The sequence below is a fragment of the Cetobacterium sp. genome (assembly GCF_977044495.1).
The window spans coordinates 31,892-54,496 of sequence record NZ_CDRRQU010000005.1; the positions used below are offsets into that span (position 1 = coordinate 31,892).

Consider the following 22,605-nt stretch of genomic DNA (forward strand, 5'->3'; position numbering starts at 1 on the left):
AAGCTCTGGTGACAGAGCTTTTTGTTTAAAATAACTCTTTTTTGAATAGAATCCATGTAATTATAATTCCGCAGGCAGCAGCCACAAGTAGGACCCAAATAAACCCATAGGTGTCTGATGCAAAAGGTACTCCTCCAACATTCATTCCCCAAAGTCCTGAAACAACTGTGGGGATAGCGAAAACAATAGTTATGGAAGTAAGTTTTTTCATAACTATATTAAGGTTGTTTGACATAACTGTGGAAAAAGCATCACGAGTACTTCCTAAAATACTTGAGTAAATATTAGCCATTTCAATAGCCTGTTTAGTTTCTATTATAACATCTTCGAGAAGCTCCAGATCATCAGGGTATCTTTTTACGATTTCTGTTCTCATCATTCTTTCAAGCACAGCTTCATTAGATTTTAAAGAGGTAGTGAAGTAAACTAAACTCTTTTCTAGTTCGAGAAGAAGCATGAGTTCTTGATTTCTAAGATTATTTTTTAGTTGTCTTTCAATATTATCACTAATTCTTCCAATTTGTTTTAGATATAGTAAAAAATATGTCGAATTTCTAAAAAGCATCTGTAAAATAAATCTTGTTTTTTTAAAAGTAAAAAAACTTTTGATTCTCCCTTGAACAAATTCTTCAATAAGAGAGAGTTTGACAGTGGATACAGTCAAGATATGATCTTTCAATAGAATTATTCCAAGAGGAACGGTAGTGAAAGAACAACGGTTATTTTCATCATGAATGGGAACATCTATGATGACTAATATAATATCGTTATCGATTTCTAAACGTGCTTTCTCCTCTTCGTCAAGGGCTGCTCGGATGTGTTCCTCAGGAATATCGAAACTGTTTGTAACAACCCTAATCTCTTCTTCAGTAGGATTAGATAGATGAATCCATGTATTTTTTTCTGTTAATTTTTCAACTTCAAGTGTTTCAGAAATTGAGAAAAGTTTTTTTTCTAAAATATCATTATGACTTTTATAAATTTTTATCATAAAAAAACCACCTAAAATTGAGTATTAGTCTCTTAGTGCAAGAGGCATTAGAATATATTTATAAGAGTCGTTATCGCTCTCAGTAATTTCAAACATAGCTGAAGAGCTATTTCCTTTAATAAAGATATTGTTGTTTAAGTTTTCAACAAATTCAAAGAGAAATTTTATATTGAGAGAGCACTTGAAGTCATCCCCAGTTTTTATCATATCGACTTTTTGATTAATTTTCGCTTTCCCTGAAGAAGCTGAAATAGAAAGTTTTTTGCCTTTAAATTCTAATATAGCTCCATTTTTCGACTCACTACTTGTTCTTGCAACAGTAAGAACTTTTTTTAAAGCACTCTTAAAATCATTGTAGTTAAATTCCATCTCTTTACTGAAGCTATTGCCACAAAGTATAGCATCAAAGTTAGGGAATGGAAGTGTAGTTACTTTTGTAAGGAAATACGTATTTTGCCACAAGAAGATAAGGTTCTCACCATTTGATCCAATAGTTATATCTTCATTCAAATCTTTAATTAATTTACATAGAATATTAACTGATTCAAGAGGAATTGAAAAATCTTTTTCTAAAAAAGATTTATTATCCGTTTTTAAATAAGTTAATCTGTATGAGTCCGTTGATACAAAAGAGATTCTGTCCTTTCTAAAAAGAGTTCTGATACAGTTAATAGCTAAATTTTCAGTTGAAGGAGAAACTGAAAATTTAGTTTTTTCAAGACTTCTATAAAGTTCTTGAGGTGAAATTTTAGCAATTTCATCAACAAGAGGAAGTTTTAGATTGTCGGGAAAATTATCATTATGCAACAGAGTAAATTCAGCCAAATGGATAGAAAGAATATCTTTATCAGACGATAGAGTAATAGTTTCATCATCTAATAATTTTATATATTCCAGAGCCAGATTAGGCTTAAAGATTACAACTCCATCTTCAATTGTTTCGCAATAAATAGTTTTTATATAGTTAATGTCAAGATTAGTACCTGTAAATGTCACTTTACCGTTATTAGATTCTATTTTTAAACCTGAAATAATAGGTTTTATTGGATTATCTTTTAAAATATTAATAAATTCAGAGAAAATTTCAACTAGTTCATTTCTTCTAATATTAAAATTCATAGGGGGTCCTCCTAAATTGTGTTGTTTTTTAAAATTATACACTATAAATAAAAGGGTTACAAGAAATAAAAAAGTCTAACTTAAATTTTTAAGTTAGACTTTCAGAGTTAATCAATAAGAATTTCTTGCCAATATTTATTTTGAAGATCTAGGGTGTTTTTAATATCTCTTAAAATTTCTGTGTGTTTTAAATCATCCATTGAGTATATTGGTTCAACAGTGATAAGTTCTCTAGCAGGAATATTTATGGATGGAATTCTTAAATGCTCGGCAATTAATTTATAATTTTCTGGTCTTTGTATAAAGTTTAAAAATTTGTATGCCGCCTCTTTATTGGGTGCTGTTTTAGGTATAACAAATGAATCTATGTAAGCTGTTCCGCCTTTTTCAGGAATTATAAATTCAGTTGCTTTCAGTTGTTCTGGAGTAAGTTCATTTAAGACATTGTCGGGATAGCAGTGTACAACCCAGAAGTCTTCATTAGCAAATCCTTTACCAAAGGATTCAGAATCAAATTTAGCTATATTTTTTTTCCATCCTTTTACAAGATCAGCAGCTTGAGCTATAGCTGTTTCACTTTCAGTTGTTTGAGGATATCCTAAAGTACCTAAAGCTGAAGTCATAACTTCTCTCATATCATCAAGTAGAGTCATTTTTCCTTTGTATGCAACATTATTGTAGATAGTAAAATCTTTAGGAAAATCTTTAACGTACTTAGTGTTTACAGCAATAGTTGTAGCTCCCATTGCAAAAGGGAAAGCGTAATCATTGTTAGGGTCAAAGTACTGTAGTTTTTCAAATACGATTGGATCTATATTGTTTAGTGAAGATAGCTTAGATTTATCAAGTTTTTCAATCATTCCATCATTCATTAAAATTTCGGCATAATCAGTTGAAGGTGTCAATATGTCATATCCTGATCCTCCAGCTTTAATTTTCGCAAACATCTCTTCATTTGATGAGTAAATATCTTCAACTACTTTAATACCTGTTTCTTTTTCAAAATCGTCGTAAATCTTGGTAGGAATATAATCGGCCCACCCGTAAAGATAAAGAACATTTTCATTTTTCTGCTTTTCTTTACCACATGAAAGTAGCAATAAAATTAAAGATAGCAAAGTTATTATTTTTTTCACTTAAACCTCCTTAAAATATAAGATATATAATCGCTAGAAATTGTATTATATTTTTTTTATATAGTCAAGAATAATTCCAGTGGGAGATTATTTAACTAGAAAATAGAACAAAATTAATGTATAATTATATGTAAAATATAATTGATTTTGGGAGATATGATATTGGATATAATAACAAGTAGAGAGAATGAGCTTTTTAAAAGTTTGAAAAAATTAAAAACAAAAAAATATAGAGAGATAGAAAAATTATTTTTAGCAGAGGGAAGAAAATTTTTGGAATTTGAAGAAAATCCCAAAATAATAATATTTAAAGAGGGGATATCTAAAGAAAATATAGTTTTATCTACAAAGCATCAATGTAAAAAAATAATTTTGAGTGAAAAATTATTTAAAGAGTTAAGTTCGCAAGAAAATTCACAAGGAGTGATCATTTGTTATAATTCAAAAGATAACAAATTGGATGAGATAGATAATAATGTTATTGTTTTGAATAAAATAGCGGATCCTGGGAATTTAGGGACAATTATAAGAGTGGCTGATGCAGCTGGATTCAAAGACATAATCTTAACTAAAGGAGGTGTGGATTGTTACAATGAAAAAACAGTAAGAAGTAGTATGGGATCAATCTTAGGTGTAAATATCTATTATGTAGAAGAGAGTGAAATCATACAGATATTAAGAGATAAAGGTTATAAAATAATAGCTACAGCTTTGGAAAAAGATTCTATTCCATACACAAAAATGAAATTAAGAGAAAAAAATGCATTTGTATTTGGAAATGAAGGAGAGGGAGTTTCTCAAAATATCTTATCAAAAAGTGATGAAAAATTGATAATTCCAATCTATGGGAGTGCCGAATCATTGAATGTGGCTATGGCTGCGGGGATTATTTTGTATGATGTAAGAAATAGATTAGAAAATAAATAAGCTTTAAAGGAGACTATGGATGATAAAACTAGTTGTTACAGATATGGATGGGACATTTTTAAATGATAAAAAAGAGTTTTCAAATGAATTTTGGGAGATATATTCAGAGCTGGAGAAGAAAGGAATTAAATTTGTTGTAGCTAGTGGAAGGCAATACCAAAATTTAAGAAAAAATTTTGAAAAGATAAAAAATGAAATAGTTTTTATTGCCGAAAATGGAAGTTATGTTGTGGAGAAAGAGAAAGAGATATACTCAAGAACACTACCTAAAGAAGCAATAAAAAAATATATTGAAATAGGAAGAAAGATATCGACAACAAATATTGTATTATGTGGTAAAAAGTCTGCATATGTTGAATCAACTGATAGAAATTTTATAGAAGAAGTAGAGAAGTATTATGAGGAAAAAAAAGTTGTTTCAAATCTTTTAGAAGTAGTTGATGATGAGATAATAAAAATTGCTTATTGTGATTTGAGTGGAACAGAAGAAAACGTGTATCCCTATGTGAAAAATGAAAATGATTGTCAAATTGTTGTTTCAGGGGATATTTGGTTGGATGTAAGTCATATAGAATCTAATAAGGGAATAGCTCTGGAAGTGCTTCAAAATAAATTAGGTATAAAATATGATGAAACAATGATTTTTGGAGACTATTTAAATGATTTAGAAATGCTAAAAAAAGGAAAATATAGTTATGCAATGGGAAATGCACACGAAGAGATAAAAAAGATTTCGAATTTTATAGCGAAAAGCAATAATGAAAATGGTGTCTTGGAGGAACTGAAAAAAATTATTTAATTTTATTTTAAGGAGGGGATTTTTTATAATGAATAAATACATAAAAATAGTATTTATGTTGATTTTGACAATAAATATTTTTGCTGAGTATAAATTTCCAATGAAAAACCCATATGTGGCAACAATAGTTGGAAGTTCTAAAATTATGACAGAGGGAATACCAAATGAGGTACCGACTAAAGAATTTAAAATTTTATTGGAAAGAAGCAATAAAGTACCTGCAAATATGTGGTTTGATAAGGGGTTTAAATTCTCTTTAAGTAAACAAAAAGGGAAAGCTCCTTTAATTTTTGTTCTGTCAGGAACTGGGTCAGCTTATAACTCCGTGAGAACAAAAAACTTTCAAAAAATATTTTATAATGCTGGATATCATGTATTAACAGTAACTTCAGTATTCAATTCAAATTTTATATTAAATGTGTCAAATAGTCAGGTGCCAGGAGTTTTGATTCAAGATGGCTTGGATTTATATAATGTTATGGGAGATATGTTAAAAAAAGTAAAAAAAGAGGAAAAAATTGAAATAACGGATACCTATCTAATGGGATACAGTATGGGAGCAACGCATTCAGCAGTTCTATCATATTTAGATTCTCAAGGAAAAGATTTTAACTTTAAAAGAGTTTATATGGTGAATCCATCAATCAATCTCTATTATTCAGCAACTGTTTTGGATAATATGTTATCTGAAAATATAGAAAATAAAGGACAGATTGGCGGAGTTATTGATGAAGTAATGGATGTAGTAAAAAAGAATATTTCTCCAAGTGATTTGCAAATAACAGAGGAAAGTATTTATTCAATTTTTGAAAAGCAAGAACTATCTAATAAAGAGATGGAAAGATTGATTGGACTTGCATTTAACTTAACATCAATTGACTTAAACTATATTGTAGATCAGATAAATGGGACACATGTTTATTCGGAAAATACTCCAGAAAAATTTTCAAATATGTATCCATATTTTAAAAGCATAAATTTTGCTAATTTTAGTGATTATTTGAGTAAACTAGCTTATCCATATTATTTGCAAATCTTGGGTGGAGATTTAACTTTTAATGATATTTTAAAGTATGGTGATTTAAGAATAATTAGAAGCTATTTGGAAAAAGAGGATAAAATAGTAGCGGTAACAAATGAAGACGATTTTATATTATCTGTCAGAGATAAAAAATTTATGAGAGATGTTTTTAAAGAGAGAAGTCTAATATATCCGTATGGTGGACATTGCGGAAATATGTTTTATCAAACTAATGTGGATAAGATGTTAGAGTTTTTAGAGAAGGGGGTATTCAATAATGAACTATAAGAAAATTAGCTTAATAATAAGCTGTATATTTTTCATTAGTTGTTCTCCTTTGAAGACGAAAACTGATATTTCAGAAAAAGGCTTAGAAAAAAATGAGAACAGTAGCCATCATATACATCTAAAAAATAGTGAATATTTAAAATTGGGAAATAGTAAAGAGATTTTATATAAACCAGAAGAAATAAAAGGTGAAATAGTTGGGCAAAAGGAGATAAATGGGACAAAGTTTATAGAAGTTTATGATCCACTAGAACCTTTAAATAGACGGATATACTATTTCAATTACTATTTAGATAAATATGTTTTAATCCCAGCAGTTAACGCATATGAATTTATAGCTCCAAAAATTGTTCAGAGAGGGGTATCCAATTTCTTTTCAAATCTACAGGAGATAAATACTTTTATAAATTCAATATTACAATTGGAGGGAAGAAAAGCTACGATAACTTTTGTTAGATTTGGAATAAATTCAACCATTGGAATTTTGGGATTATTTGATGTAGCCTCTGCTTTAGAACTTCCGAAAACATATGAAGATTTTGGATTAACTTTGGCAAAATATGGAGTTGGAAATGGACCATATTTAGTATTACCTGGTTTTGGACCGGCTAACTTAAGAGATGCAACTGGAAAAGCTGTCGGAATATTAAGTGTTGTAGAGATAAACCCATATGAAGGACCTATTGACTTTAATACAAATGCCCCAGTTGTTACTACCATTGGAGCTATTAATATGAGAAAAGAGAATCAGAATTTTAGGTATTATGGGACTGGAAGTCCTTTTGAATATGAGTACGTAAGATATTTCTATACTAAATATAGAGATACATTAGTTGAGGTAAATGATATAAAAGTGAAGGGGAGAGGTGAATAGTTTTGAATTTACAAGAGTTTGTACTAAATTACAAAGATGATGTGGTTAGATCGATTCAGGAGTCAGTTAGAATTAAAAGTGTACAGGAAGAGCCACTGGAAGGAATGCCATTTGGCGAAGGACCCGCTAAAGCCTTAGAGCATATGCTAGATTTGGGGAAAAAGTTAGGGTTTGAAGTTGAAAATTTTGATAACTACGCAGGTCATATCGATTTTGGTGTCGGTTCAGATGAAGAGATGATAGGTATTCTTGGTCATGTGGATGTTGTACCAGAGGGAAAGGGATGGGATTATCCACCATACGAGGCAAAAATAGTGAATGGGAAAATGTATGGAAGAGGAGTTTTAGATGATAAAGGTCCTACAATTGCTGCTTTATATGCGTTGAAAGCTATTAAAGACTCGGGTGTTAAACTTAGTAAGAAAGTTAGGGTTATAGTTGGAGCTAATGAGGAAACTGGCTGGGGATGTATGAATCATTATTTTGGAAAATTAAATATGCCACAACCAGCAATGGCATTTACTCCAGATTCTTCATTTCCTGTAACTTATGCTGAAAAGGGCATTTTACACTTGATGCTGACTCAAGTGTATGAAGAGGAGTTAAACTTTTCAATCAGAGGTGGAGTAGCATTTAACTCAGTTCCAGATTCAGCGATAGGAGTTTTTCCGTTGTCGATGAAAGAGGAGATATTTTTTAATTTAGAGAAATATAATGAAGAAAAAGAGTTTAAAATATCAGCAATGGAAAAAGATGGGAAAATAGAGGTGATTTCCTTAGGAAAAGCGTCACATGGGGCTAGACCAGCAAACGGCTATAATGCAATATCAGCTTTATTTACCTTCCTATCAACTTTAAAGATTGAAGATGAGAAATTAAAAAATTTAGTGGAATTTTTTAGTGAATATATAGAAATGGAGCATTCAGGAGAGAGATTAGGAATTGAGTTTAAAGATGAACCTTCTGGAGTATTGACTCTAACAGTTGGAAAAATTGAGTGTGAAGGTAAAAAAATAATGTTTGGATTTGATATTAGATATCCAGTTACTTTTACAAAGGAACAAGTTGTTGAAGAAGTGGAAAAAAGAGCAAAAACTAAAAACTTAAATGTATTGATAAGATCGGCGAAGAATCCCCTGTATGTTCCTAAGGATAGCTTTCTTGTGACAACACTAATGAATATATATAAAGATATAACTGGTGATATGGATGCAGAACCAGTTTCTATAGGTGGAGGAACTTATGCTAGAGCTGTAACAAATGGAGTAGCATTTGGAGCTTTATTGAAGAATCAAGAAGATAATATGCATCAAAAAAATGAGTATTTAGAGTTAGATAAACTGGATACTTGGTTAAAGATATATGTTCAAGCTATTTATGAATTGGCAAAATAAAAATATTTAAAGGAGAGAACATTGTATTCTCTCCTTTAATTTATAAATGTACTTTCTTTTAAATACTTATTGTCGTCCCCAGCTATAAAAACTATTGAGTTATTGGATAGAAGGTCGATAACTTCTTTGGAGAGTTCGGTAGGAATAGCAGGGCATCCGAGAGTTCTTCCTAGAAATCCCATTTGATCAATATATTTTTTAGAGGCGTAGTCAGCACCATGAATGACAATGGCTCTATCATAGGCATTAGAATTAAAACGATTTTCTAAGCCTTTTAGCCTCAAAGAGTAACCGTAATTTCCAAAATATGGTTTTGTATCTGTAACAAAAAAGCCAAGAGAACTTTGGAAAGAGTTTGGAGCATTAGAAAATTTAGTAGCAAGAACTTTACCGCTATTTTTACCATGAGAAACATAAGTATAATAAAGCAATTTTTTTTCTTTTAAATCGATAACAGAAAATCTTGGTTCAGTAGATGGTTTAGTAAAATCAATAACTGTTAAAAATTGAAAGTTTTTTTCCTTAACTTTTGAAGCTCCTTTTATAGCATTTTTAAAAACACTGTAATCCATTTTACCTTTCAACTCTAATGAATTATAAAGAGATGAGGTAGAACTAAAAGTAGCTATGTAAAAAATAAAAAATAAAAATAAAAGTTTTTGTTTCATGAACCACTCCCAAAAAATTAAAATTTATACAGTAACAAGAATAGATTTAAATATTTTATAGGTAACAAAACCCGGCTTTGCTCCTTTGGGCTTATTTAAGTATTTAATTTGAGTGTAATCTACTGTGAGTTTTGTCCCCTTAGGTAATTTTGACTGTTGAGCACAAAATGTAGCTATATTATAGATAGATTGTTCAGAAAGAGCTTCACTAGCATTTACTATAGCATGAGTACCGGGGATATCTTTGCAGTGGAACCACATATCTTCTCTATGGGAATATTTTGTTGTTAGAGCATCATTTTCTAGGTTATTTCGACCATATTTGACCAAAATTCCATCAATAAGAATCTCTCCAAAACTAAAAGTTTTTGAAACCTGTTTTTTATTATTTTTTTTAGGCTTCATTTTTGAAGAAATCTTTAGATAACCTTGATTGGCAAGCTCTTCCTCTATTAACTTCAAATTTTCTTTGGAAGTGCTGTTGTTAATAAAAGATTCCACACCTAAAAAATATTTTAAATTATCAGAAATTTCAACCAATCTTTTTTGATTATATTCAATACCCTTTTTTAATTTGTTATATCTTTTATATATTTTTTCCAAATTTATTTGAGGTGTTACTAGAGGATCTAGAGGAATCGTACACATACAATCGTTGTAAAAGTCGTAAAGTTCGACTTCTGACATTCCCTTTTTTAACGTATATAGAGAAGCGGCTAAGATATCTCCTAATTCCCTATATCTGTCAAAGTTTTTTTTCTCTTCAAGATCTTTTTTTATAGACATAATTATTTTTTCAGACTTTTTAATCTCTTTTTTTATACAAGATAGAAGTTTATCTTTTAAAATTTTAAAAGTGTTAGATAAATTTTGGGTACTTAAATAAAAATTTATTAGCTCTTGAAATGAATTGTACTTGACTACAGATTTATATTCTTTAGGTTCCAGATTTAAAACTGTGGCTAAAATAATTTCATCATATTCATTAAAAAATATTTTAGGAGCTATCTTATCATTTAAGATATTTTTTAATTTTTCAAATGTTGTAAGTGAATTGGCAAGTAATTTTCCAAGACCTTCGACATTTTTAATAAGAGTATTTTCGTTTTTTTCTTTAATAAATTCAGGTTCGTCCAATTTTAGCGGAGATAATTTTTTCTCCAAAGATGGAGCAGTGTAGTCTATTCCTGGAAAAAGTACTCTACTTGGATTTTCTTCAATAGAGAAACGCTTTATAGAATCTAAAACTTTATTCTCTTTTGTAGTAAGAATAAGATTTGAGTGTTTTCCCATCATCTCAAAGTATAGATTGTAAACTTTAATTTCACCAAGTTCATTCAGCTTAGAAAAAGTGAAAATAAGAATTCTATCATAACCCAGTTGATCAATAGATACTAACGTAGAACCAACAATGTATTTTTTCAGGTTTAAAGCAAAAGAGTTATTTTCTTCCAACAGATTATCCTCTTTTGTATCTGATAGATAGCACAATGAAAGAGAAGGGAAACAAGAGAGGATAAATCTCTGTTTCCCAAAATTAATACTTACAGCTAATGAACTAGTTTGAACTATTTTATTAACACTTTTACCTTTTAAAGAGTTCTCTAATTCAAGTTTGATTTTGTTTAAAGATACACCATCAAGATATAGCATTATTCTTCAACCTTTATAGCAATAAGGTTTTTTGCATCTAAGAGATTAACTTTTAAAATAGAGCCATCCTCTTTTTCAAGCGCTACCTTATCTTTTTCTTCAGATTCTACAATTCTAACAGTTGAATAATGCTCAACTCCATTGTTAGCAAAATAGTCTTGTATGATAGGAGTTCCTTTAACTTCATTGATAGAAACTACAGTACCCACTGGAAATTCTGTTACAGAATGCGGTTTAAAAAATTCAGTCTTATCTTTTAGATTCTTTAAGATTAATTCAAAAGTCTCAGTAAAATGATTTAAATCCTTTTCTGGAATATTTTCTGTAATGGTTGAAATTATATTTTTATGATAAGTATTGTGATAGTTCAATGCTTCAATTCCTTTTTTGGATAGAGAAACATAAACTTTTCTCCTATCAGCATCAGAACGAACTCTATCAATAAAACCTTTCTCTCTCAGTTTGGTAATTGCAACTGTGGCAGTTCCCATAGTGATACCAAGTCTATCAGATAGTTCATTCATACTAAGAGATTCTTTTCCAATGGCTTCAATTATGTGAAGCTCAGTGTGAGTTATACATTTAATCCCTCTTTTTAGTGCTAAATCCTCTGTTTCATAAAAAAGTTTGTAAAAATTTTCTAAAACATCATTTACTTTATTTATATTATTCATAGTTATCTCTCCTTTAAAGATTTAATTCTCTCCTTATAATTTCCAGAGAAAATGTAAGAACCAGCAACAAAAATATTAGCTCCAGCTTCAATACATTTTCCAATAGTTTCATCCGTTATTCCACCATCAACCTGAATATCAACGGTATTACTTAAGTTACGAACCTCTTGAATTTTTTGAACTGAATTTTCAATAAATCGTTGTCCGCCAAATCCGGGATTAACAGACATAATTAAAACCATATCTAAATCATTAATTACATACTTTATAGTTTCAATAGGAGTTGCTGGGTTCAAGGACACACCGGCTTTAACTCCAAAAGATTTAATTAATTGGATAGTTCTATGAAGATGTTTAGTGGCTTCAACATGAACAACAATAATATCAGCTCCAGCTTTGACAAAATCTTCAATGTATCGCTCAGGTTTTTCAATCATAAGATGAACATCAAAAATTAAATTAGTCTTATTTCTGATTGCTTTTATAACAGGTGCTCCAAAAGTGATGTTAGGAACAAACATACCGTCCATAACATCAATATGTATATAGTCAGCTCCGGCTTGATTAATTGCGATAATTTCGTTACCTAATTGACTAAAATCTGCTGAAAGAATTGACGGTGCTATTTTGATATTTTTTTTTGTCATTTAAAAACTCACTCCTTTGTGTAATAAATTGGATAACAACATTTTTATTAATATTTATTCCAAATTTCATTTTTAGATTTATCATAACAATGTTTGTAAAATTCATATCTTTCTTTTGTAATTTTACCTGAATCAACAGCAGATTTTATACCACACTGAGGTTCGTTCACATGGATGCAATTATTAAATTTACATTCATTTTCGAATTGGTGAAATTCTGGGAAAAGAGCTATTAACTCCTGAGGACCACTGGTAGGCGGTAAATCAACTGATGAAAATCCGGGAGTATCAATAACAAAACCACCACTTGGAAGGGTAAGTAATTTACTATCCCTAGTAGTATGTTTTCCAGCTCTTAATCTTTTACTTGTTTCACCTGTTTTTAGTTCCTTAGAATCTTGAAGAAGATTCAAAATGCTTGACTTACCAACTCCTGAAGGACCGCCAAAGGCAGTGATTTTATCATTTAAAAACTTTTTTAGTTCATTTATACCAAGATTTTCATAAGTTGATATATAAAAAATTGGGATGTCTATTTTTGATAAGTAATCTAAGTTAGATTTGATTATTTCTAGTTCCTCCTGAGATAGAAGGTCTATTTTATTAATAATCAATACAGGATTAATTTTATTATATAAACTATTTAATATTAAAATATTTATTTTTTCATAGTCAATAGCGGGGTCTTTAGCAGCAAATTGTATAACACCATAGTCAATGTTTGCAACTAAAGGTCTTTTTAGAAGATTTTTTCTAGGTTTAACCTCAGTTATAAAACCATCTGCGTCAAAGATAACGTGGTCCCCAACTGTACAATTCTCCCTTTTGTCAGATCTTTTTAAGATACCTCTCAATTTACACAGATACTCTTTTTTATCACTTTCAATATTGTAAAACCCTTGAATTTTGTTGATAACAATTCCTTCGATAATAGTTCACTCTCCTTAAATTAATAGCTAACAATGATATCAATGATAGTTCCAGCGGGAACAGTTTCACCGATATGAGTAGTTTCAATGACAATTCCTTTCTCTAAATCAGGAATTACTTTTTCTCGCACAGTACCCACAGTAAGACCTTTTGAAATTAATTCATTGGTAGCTTCCTCAAATGTAAACCCAATTGTATCAGGAACTTCAACAGAAGTCATTGAGTTGGAGTTACTCAGTAAAAGAGATACTCCTTTACTTTTTTGGGTACTTTGACCTAAAGATGGGGTTGTGGCTAAAACAGTGTTGTATGGTAGGTTAGAAGATGTGTAGGAGACTTTTTTTATTTTAATCCCTTCTTCTTGGAGTTTGGCAGAAACTTCGATAAGATTTTTATTTGTAAAGTCAGGCATAGTATAATCATTTTTTCCTTTACTTAACCATACTCTAACAGTTCTTCCTTCTTTTACGACTTTTTCAGGAGCTGGATTTTGCCTAAAAATAGTTCCAATAGGCAAATCAGAAAAATCATTTCCTGCAACGATAATATTAACTTTATTGATAGATGGTATTTCTTCTACCTGTTTTAGATTCATTCCAACAAGGTTTGGCAAAGAGTAAAAACTTTTGTTAAAAGATGTTTTTAGAAATATATTAAAACTAAAAAAACAAATGAAAACAATAAGTATACATGATAGTAAATACGCTAAATATTTTTTCATTTTTCCTCCTAAAGTAGTGCTATGAAATTAAATAATAAGATACTTTAAATACTTATAAAATAATACCATAGTGACACTAAAATATCAATAATTACTTGATAAATAGTAGCTTAAATGATAGAATATTTTGTAAACTATTATTTGAAATTTAGGAGGGTAAAATGGATTACACAATAGAGAAAATGATTTCTGAGAGTGATTTAGAAGCCAGAATAAAAGAGATTGCAAAAGAGATTGAGAAAGACTATAAAGGGAAGGATCTTGTTTGTGTGGGATTACTTAAAGGATCGATTATGTTCATGGCAGACTTGTTAAAAAATATAGAGTTAGATTTAGCTATGGATTTTATGAAAGTCTCTAGTTACCATGGTGGAACTGATAGCACAGGTGTGGTAAAGATTTTAAAAGATGTTGATGAAGATTTAACAGGAAAAGATGTTTTAATTATAGAGGATATAATCGATACTGGTTTGACATTAGAATCGGTGAGAAAATTTTTGATGTCAAAGCAACCAAAATCCTTAAAAGTTTGTTCTTTATTAGATAAGCCAAGTAGAAGAAAAGTGGAGATGGTTGGAGAATATATCGGTTTTGAAATACCAGATGAATTTGTAGTTGGATACGGATTGGACTATGATGAACTGTATAGAAACCTTCCTTATATCGGAAAAGTAGTTAGAAAGTAAAAAATAGAGGGAGGAAAGATGTCCTTTAAACATAAAAAAAAATTTGGACAAAACTTCTTAACAGACCAAAATGATGTTTTGGATAGAATAATGGAGGTCTCAAACGTTAAAGAAGATGAACATATAGTTGAAATTGGACCGGGAGAAGGTGCACTTACAGCTCTATTGTTAGAGAGAGCAAAAAGTGTGACATGCATTGAGATTGATACTGACCTAGAAAAAATACTCACAAGAAAATATTCATCAAATCCTAAATTTAATTTAATAATGCAAGATGTTTTAGATGTTGATTTAACTAGTGTATTGAGCAAAGGAAGAGTAGTTGCAAATATTCCTTACTACATAACATCACCTATTATAAACAAAATTATTGAAAATAGAGATATAATAAGTGAGATGTTTATAATGGTTCAAAAAGAAGTGGCAGAAAGAGTGTGTTCAAAATCTGGAAAAGAGAGAAGTGTATTGACCCTAGCTGTTGAGTACTACGGGGAAGCAGAATATTTATTCACAATACCAAAAGAATTTTTCACACCGCCACCAAAAGTGGATTCAGCTTTTATGTCAATAAAGTTTTATAACGACAGAAGATATGAGAATTTAATTTCAGAAAGTTTGTTTTTTAAATATGTGAAGGCAGCTTTTTCAAATAAGAGAAAAAATATCATAAACAATTTGATAACTTTGGGGTATTCAAAAGATTTTGTGCGAAAAAAATTGGAAAGATTGGGAATATCAGAAACAGAAAGAGCTGAAAACTTAACAATAGAACAGTTTATAAATTTAGCTGAGATATTTGAGAAAGAATAAAACTTTTAATAAGTGAGGCATGGATAAAAGAGGGGAGCTACCTAATTTTTGAAAGCCTCCTTATTAGCTTAAGGAGTGAAAATGGATAGTTATGAGTTTAGAATAAAAACAAGACGTGAGGATATAGATTTTATTAACAAGATAATGGAAGCGTATGAAGGTGTTGGAATTGTGAGGACAAAGAATGCCAACGAAGGTGATTTGGTAATTGTTTCTACAACTGATTTTAAAGAGGATGTTAGAATGATTGTAGAAGATTTAAATAAAAAATGGATTAAAGTTGAAATTGTATGTGAAGGGCTTTGGTCTGGAGAGTTATAAAATAAAAATCAGGAGGATGAATTTATGGAAAAATTAGAGTTATTAATTAATTATATTATAGGTGAATTAGTAGAGACAAAAGAGGGAATAAGAATAAGTTATGATTTGATAGATGATACAGTAACTTTCAAAGTGAGTGTTACGCAAGGTGAGATGGGAAGAGTAATTGGTAAAAATGGATTGACAGCAAATGCGATAAGAGGAGTTATGCAGGCTGCTGGAGTTAAAGATAGACTGAATGTGAATGTAGAATTTGTAGACTAAAATTGAGGAGGAAATAGATGGAGTTGTTATCAGTTGGCAGAGTTTCAGGAACTCACCACTTAAAAGGAGCAGTAAAAGTTACTTCAAATATAGATGATTTAGAAGTTTTAGTTGGAAATAAAGTTATGATTGAATTACCATCAGGAGAGGTAAATATTTTAACTATAAAAAAAATATCAAATATGATAGATAAAAAATGGATTGTGGAATTTGAAGAGCTAACAAATAAAACAGATGCTAGTTCAATTCAAAATGGAATTATAAGAGTAAGAAGAGATATTTTGGGAATTGAAGAGGATGAGTTTTTAGCTAATGATGTGATAGGGATGAAAGTATTTACAGAAGAGGGTAAAAGTATTGGTGAAGTTGTAGATATCTATGAAACTGCAGCTCATGACATATATGTTATTGAAGATGAAGAGTTTGAAGCAATGGTTCCGGATGTGGATGTCTTTATAAAAAATATAGATTTTAATAAAAGAGAGATGGTAGTTTCTTTAATTGAAGGAATGAGAGAACAAAAGAAAGATTAAGGAGAGGGTTGTGAAAATAAATATATTGACGCTATTTCCAGAATTTTTTAATTCTTTCAAAGAACATAGTATTATAAAAAGAGCTGTAGAAAGAAAACAGGTAGAGATTAACATAGTTAATATAAGAGATTTTGCGGAAGGAAAGCATAAGCAATGTGATGATATACCTTTTGGTGGTGGAGCTGGAATGGTTATGAAGCTGGAACCACTATTGAAAGCTCTAGAGAAGAATCGCGGGAAAGTTATCTACACATCTCCCCAAGGTGTGAAACTGAATCAAGTGTTAGTGTGTGAATTGGCTAGTGAAGAAGAGATAACTATAATAGCGGGTCATTACGAGGGAATAGATGAGAGAGTTATTGACAGTAGAGTAGACTTGGAGATATCTTTAGGTGACTTTGTTTTAACAGGTGGAGAGTTGCCAGCTATGGTGATATCAGATGCAATAGTTCGCCTTCTTCCTGGAGTTATTAAAAAAGAGTCATATGAGAACGACTCTTTTTACAATGGATTGTTAGATTACCCTCATTATACAAGACCAGCCGAATTTGAAGGGTTAAAAGTTCCCGAAGTTTTGATGTCGGGACATCATAAAAATATAGCTGAATGGAGATTAAAGCAGAGTTTAAAAAGAACTTTAAAAAGACGACCGGAGCTTTTAAAAGATAGGGAGTTTAGTAAACTGGAAAAAAAACTTTTAAAAGAGATAAAAGAGGAGCAAGAGATATGATATATAAATTAGGAGAGTTAGTTCCAAAGATTGGAAAAAATAATCTTATTATCGATACTGCAACTATAATTGGAGATGTAGAAACTGGAGAGAATGTAAGTATTTGGTTTTCTAGTGTTTTGAGAGCTGATATGAGTAAGATAAAAATTGGAAAAAATTCAAATATTCAGGATAATACGACAGTTCATGGAGATACACCGTATCCAGTAATAATAGGGGAGAATGTAACAGTTGGTCACAATTGTGTTGTGCATGGGTGTGAAGTTGGGGATAACGTTATAATAGGAATGGGATCTATTTTGCTAAATGGAGCTAAAATTCCTAAGAACTGTATTGTGGGCGCAGGGAGTTTAGTTACTGATAAATTAGAAGCACAGGAGGGAGATTTAATAGTTGGTTCTCCTGCGAAAGTGATAAAAAAACTTTCTGATAAAAATATAGAATATTTAAAATATGCTAATAAAGTGTATTTGGAAAAAATAGAAATGTACAAAAAATTAGAGAGAATAGGGTAGGTAAAATTAATGAGAAAAGCAGTATATTTGGGACTAGTTCACTCGCCAGTTTACAATAAAAGAGGAGAGATAGTTTGTACATCAGTAACAAATTTTGATATACATGATATTTCCAGAACGTGTAGAACGTATGATGTAAGTCAGTATCATATTATTGTATCGGCAGATGCACAGAAAAAGCTTACAGAGAGAATTATTGGATATTGGCAAGAAGGATTTGGAGCGGAATACAATAAAGATAGAGAAGAAGCTTTTGGTAGAACAAGAGTTTATGAATCAATAGAGAAAAGTATTTCTGAAATAGAAAAGAAAGAGGGGAAGAAACCCCTAATAATAACAACATCAGCAAAAATATTTCCAAACTCAATAAGCTATAAAAATTTATCTGAGAAGATAATCAATGATGACCAACCGTATTTAATATTATTTGGGACAGGTTGGGGACTAATAGATGAGGTTATGAGTATGTCTGATTATATACTAGAGCCAATCAGAGGAAGTGCTAAATATAATCATCTATCTGTTAGATCAGCGGTTTCAATAATTTTAGATAGATTATTAGGAGAAAATTAATTGAGAAGAGAGATTAGAATAAGACCTCAAAGAAATATTTTTAAAGAGATGGGGATTGAAAATATAGAGATAACAGAGATTGTTTTTAGCGAAAGAAATAAAAAAATGGATTTGATCTGTGTAGTTTCTACTCCTCAAGATTTAAAAGGATTGGATAGGGCTTATGAAAATTTAAAAAAGAAGTTTGGAAATGAATTGGATATTAATTTTAAAATAGATTATTTAACGAAAGAGATTACAAAGGAAAATTTTTTAGAAATCGTTGAAAGAGTTATTGAGAAGTTAAAAAGAACTAATGCTATTTCAAAATCATTTTTATACCTATATAGAGTGTCTATAAAAAATGAGCAAGTTGATATCGAGTTAAAAAATGAGATGGCAGTGGAAACGTTGTACAGTTCAAATTTAGATATAAAAATTCAAGCACTTTTAGAAAATTATGGGATTAGAGGATTCAAAGTGAATTTTATATCAGGAGATTTCAATAGTGAGATAAAGTCAATAGAGAGCGAAATAGAAAATAAAATAATAACCTTAAGCTCTAAAACTTCTGAAAAAGAGGTAGCAGGAAAGGTAACAGCTCCACCGGTTGAAATAAAATCAGCTGTACCTACAGGTAGAGGTGGATTTAGTAAGAAAAAAGATATAAAGAGTCCGAGTATGCCAATATCAGAATTTAAAGAGTTAATAGAAAATGAGATAGCAGTAGTAGAAGGAGAGCTTTTTGCTACAGAAGGAAGAGAGCTAAGGACTGGGAAAATTCTGCAAGTTTTAAGGATAACAGATGGAGAAGATTCAATAACTGCCAAGATATTTTTGAATAGTCCAGAAGATTTTGATGTTAAAGTGGGCGATTTTGTAAAGATTAGTGGTAAAAAACAAATTGATAGCTTTGAAAATAATGAAGAGATTATATTGGTTAATATATTAAATAAACTAGACAAAGTAAAATCTAAAAAAATAGATACAGCAGATGAGAAGATGGTGGAGCTTCATACACATACAAAAATGAGCGAAATGTGTGGAGTAGAGGATGTAAAAGGGATAGTAGGAAGGGCTTTAGAGTATGGACACAAAGCTGTTGCAATAACAGATTATGGGGTTGTTCATGCGTTTCCATTTGCATATAAAGCAGCTAAAGGAAAAGATATCAAAATAATCTTTGGGTGTGAGATGTATATGGTAGATGATACCCAACCAATGGTTCAGAATGCTAAAAATGTTCTGATAGATGAAGAAACATACGTAGTTTTTGACTTAGAAACTTTAGGATTAAACTCCCATAAAAATGAGATTATAGAGATTGGTGCTGTAAAATTACAAGGGAGAAGAATAGTAGAACGATACTCACAGTTAATCAATCCGGGAAAGAAAATTCCAAAAAAAATACAGGAAATAACAGGAATCAATGATGCTTTAGTGGAAAATATGCCGACTATAGATAAGGTATTACCAGAATTTATGAAATTTATTGGAGATGCTACTTTAGTTGCTCATAATGCACCGTTTGATATGGGATTTTTGAAAAGAGATGTAAAAAAATATTTAGGAACAGACTATAATCCGGCTGTGATAGATACATTACAGATGGCTAGAGACCTGTATCCTGAGCAAAAAGGTTATGGACTAAAGCCAATGACAAAATTCTTAAAAGTGGCTTTAGAGAACCACCACAGGGCTGTTGATGATTCCCAAGCTACGGCTGCTATGTTTGCAATATTTTTAGAAAAATATTTAGAAAATGGAATTACAAATCAACTTGATATGACTGGTGCTTTTCCTTTAAATTACAAAAAACAGGATATAAGAAATGTGATGGTTTTGGTAAAAGATTTAGTTGGGTTAAAAAATTTATATAAATTAATTTCTCAGGCACACATTGATTATTTTGGAAGTAAGAAACCAAGAATTTTAAAAACTGTTTTAAATGAAAATAGGGAAGGATTAATCATTGGAGCACCAACTTCAATTCATTTTTCAAATACTGGTGAGCTACCTGAAGCATACTTTAGAAATGATCTATTAAAAGTTGAAAAATCAATTGATTTTTATGATTATATTGAACTTCAACCAAGAATAGGATTTTCAGAGTTTTTAGATAGTGATGAAACTGGAGCAATAGCTTCTTTCGAAGATGTTGAAAAAATGAATAGATACCTTTATAAACTAGGAAAAGAAAAAGGAAAGTTAATTACAGGATCATCAAATGTGCATTACTTAGAGAAAGAGGATCATAAGATAAGATCAATACTTCTTTATGGAAGCGGAAGTGTATTTAGGGAAAATCAATATAGAGTAGACAATGGGTTCTATTTTAGAACTACTGATGAGTTACTAGAAGAGTTCAATTATTTGGGCGAAGATATATCTAAGGAAATTGTTGTTGAAGCGACAAACAAATTAAATGAGATGATTGAAAAAGTCCAACCTATTCCAAGTGGATTTTATCCACCTAAAATAGATGATGCAGAAAATATTGTTAGGGAGATGACATATACAAAAGCTTATGAATTGTATGGAAATCCTTTGCCTGAAAATGTAGAAGCAAGAATAGAGAGAGAGCTAAAAGCTATTATAGGAAATGGATTTTCAGTTCTGTATTTATCAGCTCAAAAATTGGTAAAAAAATCTTTAGACAATGGTTATTTGGTGGGATCAAGAGGATCAGTTGGATCATCAATTGTAGCATATATGATGGGAATAACGGAAGTTAATGCTCTTTACCCACATTATTTATGCACCAATCCAGAGTGTAAGCATTCAGAGTTTATTGAAAGAGAGGGAGCAGGAGTTGACTTACCAGATAAAATTTGTCCAAAATGTGGTATAGAAATGAAAAAAGATGGATATTCAATTCCGTTTGAGGTGTTTATGGGATTTAATGGAGATAAGGTGCCAGATATAGACTTAAATTTCTCAGGGGAGTATCAGTCGGAAATACACAGATATTGTGAAGATTTATTTGGAAAAGCAAATGTATTTAAAGCGGGAACAATTTCTACTTTGGCAGAAAAAAATGCTGAGGGTTACGTGAGAAAGTTCTTTGAAGATCACAGTATACTCTCTGGAAAAGCTGAAGTCATGAGAATGGCAAAAAAATGTGAAGGTGCTAAAAAAACGACTGGACAACACCCAGGAGGAATGATAGTAGTTCCTCAAGATAATTCGATATATGAATTTTGTCCAGTTCAAAGACCTGCAAACGACCAAAATAGTGATTCAACAACGACACACTATGATTATCATGTAATGGATGAACAGTTAGTAAAGTTGGATATCTTAGGACATGATGACCCTACAACTATAAAGATGTTACAGGAGTATACGGGTGTAGATGTCTATGATATACCTTTAGGAGATTTGGAAACTTTGAAAATATTTTCTGGAACAGAAGCATTGGGAGTTACTCAAGAGCAAATAGGATCCGTTGTAGGAACGTATGGAGTTCCAGAATTTGGAACGGGATTTGTTAGACAGATGCTTGTTGATACAAAACCAACAACTTTTGCGGAGCTAGTTAGAATTTCAGGTTTATCCCATGGAACTGATGTGTGGTTAAATAATGCTCAAGAGTTTGTGAAGGAGGGAAAAGCAACTTTATCTCAAGTGATATCTGTTAGAGACGACATTATGAACTTTTTAATAGACCAAGGTATTGAAAAAGGAACAGCTTTCAAAATTATGGAATTTGTGAGAAAAGGACAACCTAGTAAAGATGTTGCACAATGGAAAGAATATTCTGATTTAATGAAAAGTCATGGAGTCCCAGAGTGGTATATAGAGTCATGTAGAAGGATAAAATATATGTTTCCTAAAGGGCATGCGGTAGCATATGTAATGATGGCTATGAGAATAGCTTACTTTAAAGTACATTATCCACTTGCTTTTTATGCAGCCTATTTAAGTAGAAAAGTTGAGGATTTTGATTTTGAATTAATGAGTGATTTAATAAAAGTTAGAGAAAAAATTCAAGAATTAAATAAAGAGCCAAAACTTGATGTTAAGAAAAAAGCTCAACTTGCAGTGTGTGAAATAATAGTGGAGATGCATGCGAGAGGATTTGAGTTTTTGAACTTAGATATCTATAAATCTCATGGTTCTAAATTTATAATAGAAGATGGGAAAATAAGGGTTCCATTGATGGGATTGAATGGACTAGGAGCATCAGTGATGGAAAATATAGTGAGAGAAAGAGAGTTAGGAAGATTTATATCATATGAGGACTTTAAAAGAAGAACAAAAGCCTCTCAAACAACAGTAGATAAATTGAAAGAGCTTAACTGTATAGAGTCCTTAAGTGAAACAAATCAGACAACTTTATTTTTCTAGGA

General features: G+C 30.7%; 23 protein-coding genes. 14 read left to right on the top strand and 9 right to left on the bottom strand.

The features are described 5' to 3' along the window. Positions 1–25: 25 nt before the first annotated feature. From ACWI69_RS02175 to ACWI69_RS02185, 3 genes are all read right to left on the bottom strand, one after another. Positions 26–991 (bottom strand): magnesium transporter CorA family protein, encoded by a 966-nt coding sequence (locus ACWI69_RS02175; protein WP_448820217.1) that lies wholly within the window; start codon positions 989–991, stop codon positions 26–28. Positions 992–1,015: 24 nt separating this feature from the next. Beyond that, complete coding sequence (locus ACWI69_RS02180) at positions 1,016–2,110, bottom strand: DNA polymerase III subunit beta (RefSeq protein ID WP_448820218.1); 1,095 nt, start codon at positions 2,108–2,110, stop codon at positions 1,016–1,018. 107 nt (positions 2,111–2,217) lie between these two features. Then, positions 2,218–3,246, bottom strand: coding sequence for an extracellular solute-binding protein (locus ACWI69_RS02185; RefSeq protein WP_448820219.1), 1,029 nt, complete (start codon positions 3,244–3,246; stop codon positions 2,218–2,220). A 162-nt stretch (positions 3,247–3,408) separates the two neighbouring features. On the opposite strand from ACWI69_RS02185, the gene ACWI69_RS02190 reads away from it, so the two are divergent. From ACWI69_RS02190 to pepV, 5 genes are read left to right on the top strand one after another with little or no spacing between them, the layout of a single operon-like run. Then, a complete protein-coding gene (locus tag ACWI69_RS02190) occupies positions 3,409–4,173 on the top strand; it encodes a TrmH family RNA methyltransferase (protein WP_448820220.1) in 765 nt (254 codons plus the stop codon). 19 nt (positions 4,174–4,192) lie between these two features. Next, positions 4,193–4,972: an HAD family hydrolase gene (locus tag ACWI69_RS02195; RefSeq protein ID WP_448820221.1), complete on the top strand. Its 780-nt coding sequence runs from the start codon at positions 4,193–4,195 to the stop codon at positions 4,970–4,972. A gap of 28 nt (positions 4,973–5,000) precedes the next feature. Next, positions 5,001–6,281: a serine/threonine protein kinase gene (locus tag ACWI69_RS02200; RefSeq protein ID WP_448820222.1), complete on the top strand. Its 1,281-nt coding sequence runs from the start codon at positions 5,001–5,003 to the stop codon at positions 6,279–6,281. Then, positions 6,271–7,155, top strand: a complete 885-nt coding sequence (locus ACWI69_RS02205; RefSeq protein ID WP_448820223.1) for an MlaA family lipoprotein — start codon at positions 6,271–6,273, stop codon at positions 7,153–7,155. Before ACWI69_RS02200 ends, ACWI69_RS02205 begins: the two co-directional genes overlap by 11 nt. 2 nt (positions 7,156–7,157) lie before the next feature. Continuing rightward, on the top strand, positions 7,158–8,549 hold the full coding sequence (gene pepV, locus ACWI69_RS02210; protein ID WP_448820224.1) for a dipeptidase PepV: 1,392 nt from the start codon (positions 7,158–7,160) through the stop codon (positions 8,547–8,549). A gap of 35 nt (positions 8,550–8,584) precedes the next feature. Here pepV and ACWI69_RS02215 read toward each other — a convergent pair whose 3' ends face one another. Genes ACWI69_RS02215 through ACWI69_RS02240 form a run of 6 tightly spaced genes read right to left on the bottom strand, consistent with a single transcriptional unit; the run spans position 8,585 to position 13,842 of the window. After that, complete coding sequence (locus ACWI69_RS02215; protein ID WP_448820225.1) at positions 8,585–9,217, bottom strand: murein L,D-transpeptidase catalytic domain family protein; 633 nt, start codon at positions 9,215–9,217, stop codon at positions 8,585–8,587. 24 nt (positions 9,218–9,241) lie between these two features. Next, complete coding sequence (locus ACWI69_RS02220; RefSeq protein ID WP_448820226.1) at positions 9,242–10,870, bottom strand: Rqc2 family fibronectin-binding protein; 1,629 nt, start codon at positions 10,868–10,870, stop codon at positions 9,242–9,244. Continuing rightward, positions 10,870–11,544: a MarR family winged helix-turn-helix transcriptional regulator gene (locus tag ACWI69_RS02225; RefSeq protein ID WP_448820227.1), complete on the bottom strand. Its 675-nt coding sequence runs from the start codon at positions 11,542–11,544 to the stop codon at positions 10,870–10,872. The genes ACWI69_RS02220 and ACWI69_RS02225 overlap by 1 nt, the downstream gene beginning before the upstream one ends. A gap of 2 nt (positions 11,545–11,546) precedes the next feature. Then, positions 11,547–12,191: a ribulose-phosphate 3-epimerase gene (rpe, locus tag ACWI69_RS02230; protein ID WP_448820228.1), complete on the bottom strand. Its 645-nt coding sequence runs from the start codon at positions 12,189–12,191 to the stop codon at positions 11,547–11,549. 47 nt (positions 12,192–12,238) lie between these two features. Next, complete coding sequence (gene rsgA / locus ACWI69_RS02235) at positions 12,239–13,105, bottom strand: ribosome small subunit-dependent GTPase A (protein ID WP_448820267.1); 867 nt, start codon at positions 13,103–13,105, stop codon at positions 12,239–12,241. Between the two features lie 35 nt (positions 13,106–13,140). Beyond that, entirely contained in the window at positions 13,141–13,842 is a 702-nt protein-coding gene (locus tag ACWI69_RS02240; protein WP_448820229.1) for a PASTA domain-containing protein, read from the bottom strand. A 161-nt stretch (positions 13,843–14,003) separates the two neighbouring features. On the opposite strand from ACWI69_RS02240, the gene hpt reads away from it, so the two are divergent. The 9 genes from hpt to ACWI69_RS02285 all read left to right on the top strand — a co-directional run bounded on the left by hpt (position 14,004) and on the right by ACWI69_RS02285 (position 22,603). Further along, positions 14,004–14,528, top strand: coding sequence for a hypoxanthine phosphoribosyltransferase (gene hpt / locus ACWI69_RS02245; protein WP_448820230.1), 525 nt, complete (start codon positions 14,004–14,006; stop codon positions 14,526–14,528). A gap of 18 nt (positions 14,529–14,546) precedes the next feature. Then, positions 14,547–15,338: a 16S rRNA (adenine(1518)-N(6)/adenine(1519)-N(6))-dimethyltransferase RsmA gene (rsmA, locus tag ACWI69_RS02250; RefSeq protein ID WP_448820231.1), complete on the top strand. Its 792-nt coding sequence runs from the start codon at positions 14,547–14,549 to the stop codon at positions 15,336–15,338. 81 nt (positions 15,339–15,419) lie between these two features. After that, positions 15,420–15,659: a DUF4911 domain-containing protein gene (locus tag ACWI69_RS02255; RefSeq protein ID WP_448820232.1), complete on the top strand. Its 240-nt coding sequence runs from the start codon at positions 15,420–15,422 to the stop codon at positions 15,657–15,659. A gap of 24 nt (positions 15,660–15,683) precedes the next feature. Continuing rightward, on the top strand, positions 15,684–15,923 hold the full coding sequence (locus ACWI69_RS02260) for a KH domain-containing protein (protein WP_448820233.1): 240 nt from the start codon (positions 15,684–15,686) through the stop codon (positions 15,921–15,923). 17 nt (positions 15,924–15,940) lie between these two features. Then, entirely contained in the window at positions 15,941–16,456 is a 516-nt protein-coding gene (gene rimM / locus ACWI69_RS02265) for a ribosome maturation factor RimM (RefSeq protein ID WP_448820234.1), read from the top strand. A 10-nt stretch (positions 16,457–16,466) separates the two neighbouring features. After that, complete coding sequence (trmD, locus tag ACWI69_RS02270) at positions 16,467–17,186, top strand: tRNA (guanosine(37)-N1)-methyltransferase TrmD (RefSeq protein WP_448820235.1); 720 nt, start codon at positions 16,467–16,469, stop codon at positions 17,184–17,186. Continuing rightward, a complete protein-coding gene (locus ACWI69_RS02275) occupies positions 17,183–17,701 on the top strand; it encodes a gamma carbonic anhydrase family protein (RefSeq protein WP_448820236.1) in 519 nt (172 codons plus the stop codon). The genes trmD and ACWI69_RS02275 overlap by 4 nt, the downstream gene beginning before the upstream one ends. 9 nt (positions 17,702–17,710) lie before the next feature. After that, complete coding sequence (locus tag ACWI69_RS02280) at positions 17,711–18,274, top strand: RNA methyltransferase (protein WP_448820237.1); 564 nt, start codon at positions 17,711–17,713, stop codon at positions 18,272–18,274. Between the two features lie 48 nt (positions 18,275–18,322). Then, positions 18,323–22,603, top strand: coding sequence for a PolC-type DNA polymerase III (locus ACWI69_RS02285; protein WP_448820268.1), 4,281 nt, complete (start codon positions 18,323–18,325; stop codon positions 22,601–22,603). The last annotated feature ends 2 nt before the right edge of the window (positions 22,604–22,605 follow it).

Excerpts from the sequence above, each read along its gene's own strand:
- ACWI69_RS02175 (WP_448820217.1), bottom strand. The coding sequence starts at position 991 with ATGATAAAAATTTATAAAAGTCATAATGATATTTTAGAAAAAAAACTT.
- ACWI69_RS02180 (WP_448820218.1), bottom strand. The coding sequence starts at position 2,110 with ATGAATTTTAATATTAGAAGAAATGAACTAGTTGAAATTTTCTCTGAA.
- ACWI69_RS02195 (WP_448820221.1), top strand. The coding sequence starts at position 4,193 with ATGATAAAACTAGTTGTTACAGATATGGATGGGACATTTTTAAATGAT.
- ACWI69_RS02200 (WP_448820222.1), top strand. The coding sequence starts at position 5,001 with ATGAATAAATACATAAAAATAGTATTTATGTTGATTTTGACAATAAAT.
- ACWI69_RS02205 (WP_448820223.1), top strand. The coding sequence starts at position 6,271 with ATGAACTATAAGAAAATTAGCTTAATAATAAGCTGTATATTTTTCATT.
- ACWI69_RS02215 (WP_448820225.1), bottom strand. The coding sequence starts at position 9,217 with ATGAAACAAAAACTTTTATTTTTATTTTTTATTTTTTACATAGCTACT.
- ACWI69_RS02220 (WP_448820226.1), bottom strand. The coding sequence starts at position 10,870 with ATGCTATATCTTGATGGTGTATCTTTAAACAAAATCAAACTTGAATTA.
- ACWI69_RS02225 (WP_448820227.1), bottom strand. The coding sequence starts at position 11,544 with ATGAATAATATAAATAAAGTAAATGATGTTTTAGAAAATTTTTACAAA.
- rpe (WP_448820228.1), bottom strand. The coding sequence starts at position 12,191 with ATGACAAAAAAAAATATCAAAATAGCACCGTCAATTCTTTCAGCAGAT.
- ACWI69_RS02240 (WP_448820229.1), bottom strand. The coding sequence starts at position 13,842 with ATGAAAAAATATTTAGCGTATTTACTATCATGTATACTTATTGTTTTC.
- hpt (WP_448820230.1), top strand. The coding sequence starts at position 14,004 with ATGGATTACACAATAGAGAAAATGATTTCTGAGAGTGATTTAGAAGCC.
- rsmA (WP_448820231.1), top strand. The coding sequence starts at position 14,547 with ATGTCCTTTAAACATAAAAAAAAATTTGGACAAAACTTCTTAACAGAC.
- ACWI69_RS02255 (WP_448820232.1), top strand. The coding sequence starts at position 15,420 with ATGGATAGTTATGAGTTTAGAATAAAAACAAGACGTGAGGATATAGAT.
- ACWI69_RS02260 (WP_448820233.1), top strand. The coding sequence starts at position 15,684 with ATGGAAAAATTAGAGTTATTAATTAATTATATTATAGGTGAATTAGTA.
- rimM (WP_448820234.1), top strand. The coding sequence starts at position 15,941 with ATGGAGTTGTTATCAGTTGGCAGAGTTTCAGGAACTCACCACTTAAAA.
- ACWI69_RS02275 (WP_448820236.1), top strand. The coding sequence starts at position 17,183 with ATGATATATAAATTAGGAGAGTTAGTTCCAAAGATTGGAAAAAATAAT.
- ACWI69_RS02280 (WP_448820237.1), top strand. The coding sequence starts at position 17,711 with ATGAGAAAAGCAGTATATTTGGGACTAGTTCACTCGCCAGTTTACAAT.
- ACWI69_RS02285 (WP_448820268.1), top strand. The coding sequence starts at position 18,323 with ATGGGGATTGAAAATATAGAGATAACAGAGATTGTTTTTAGCGAAAGA.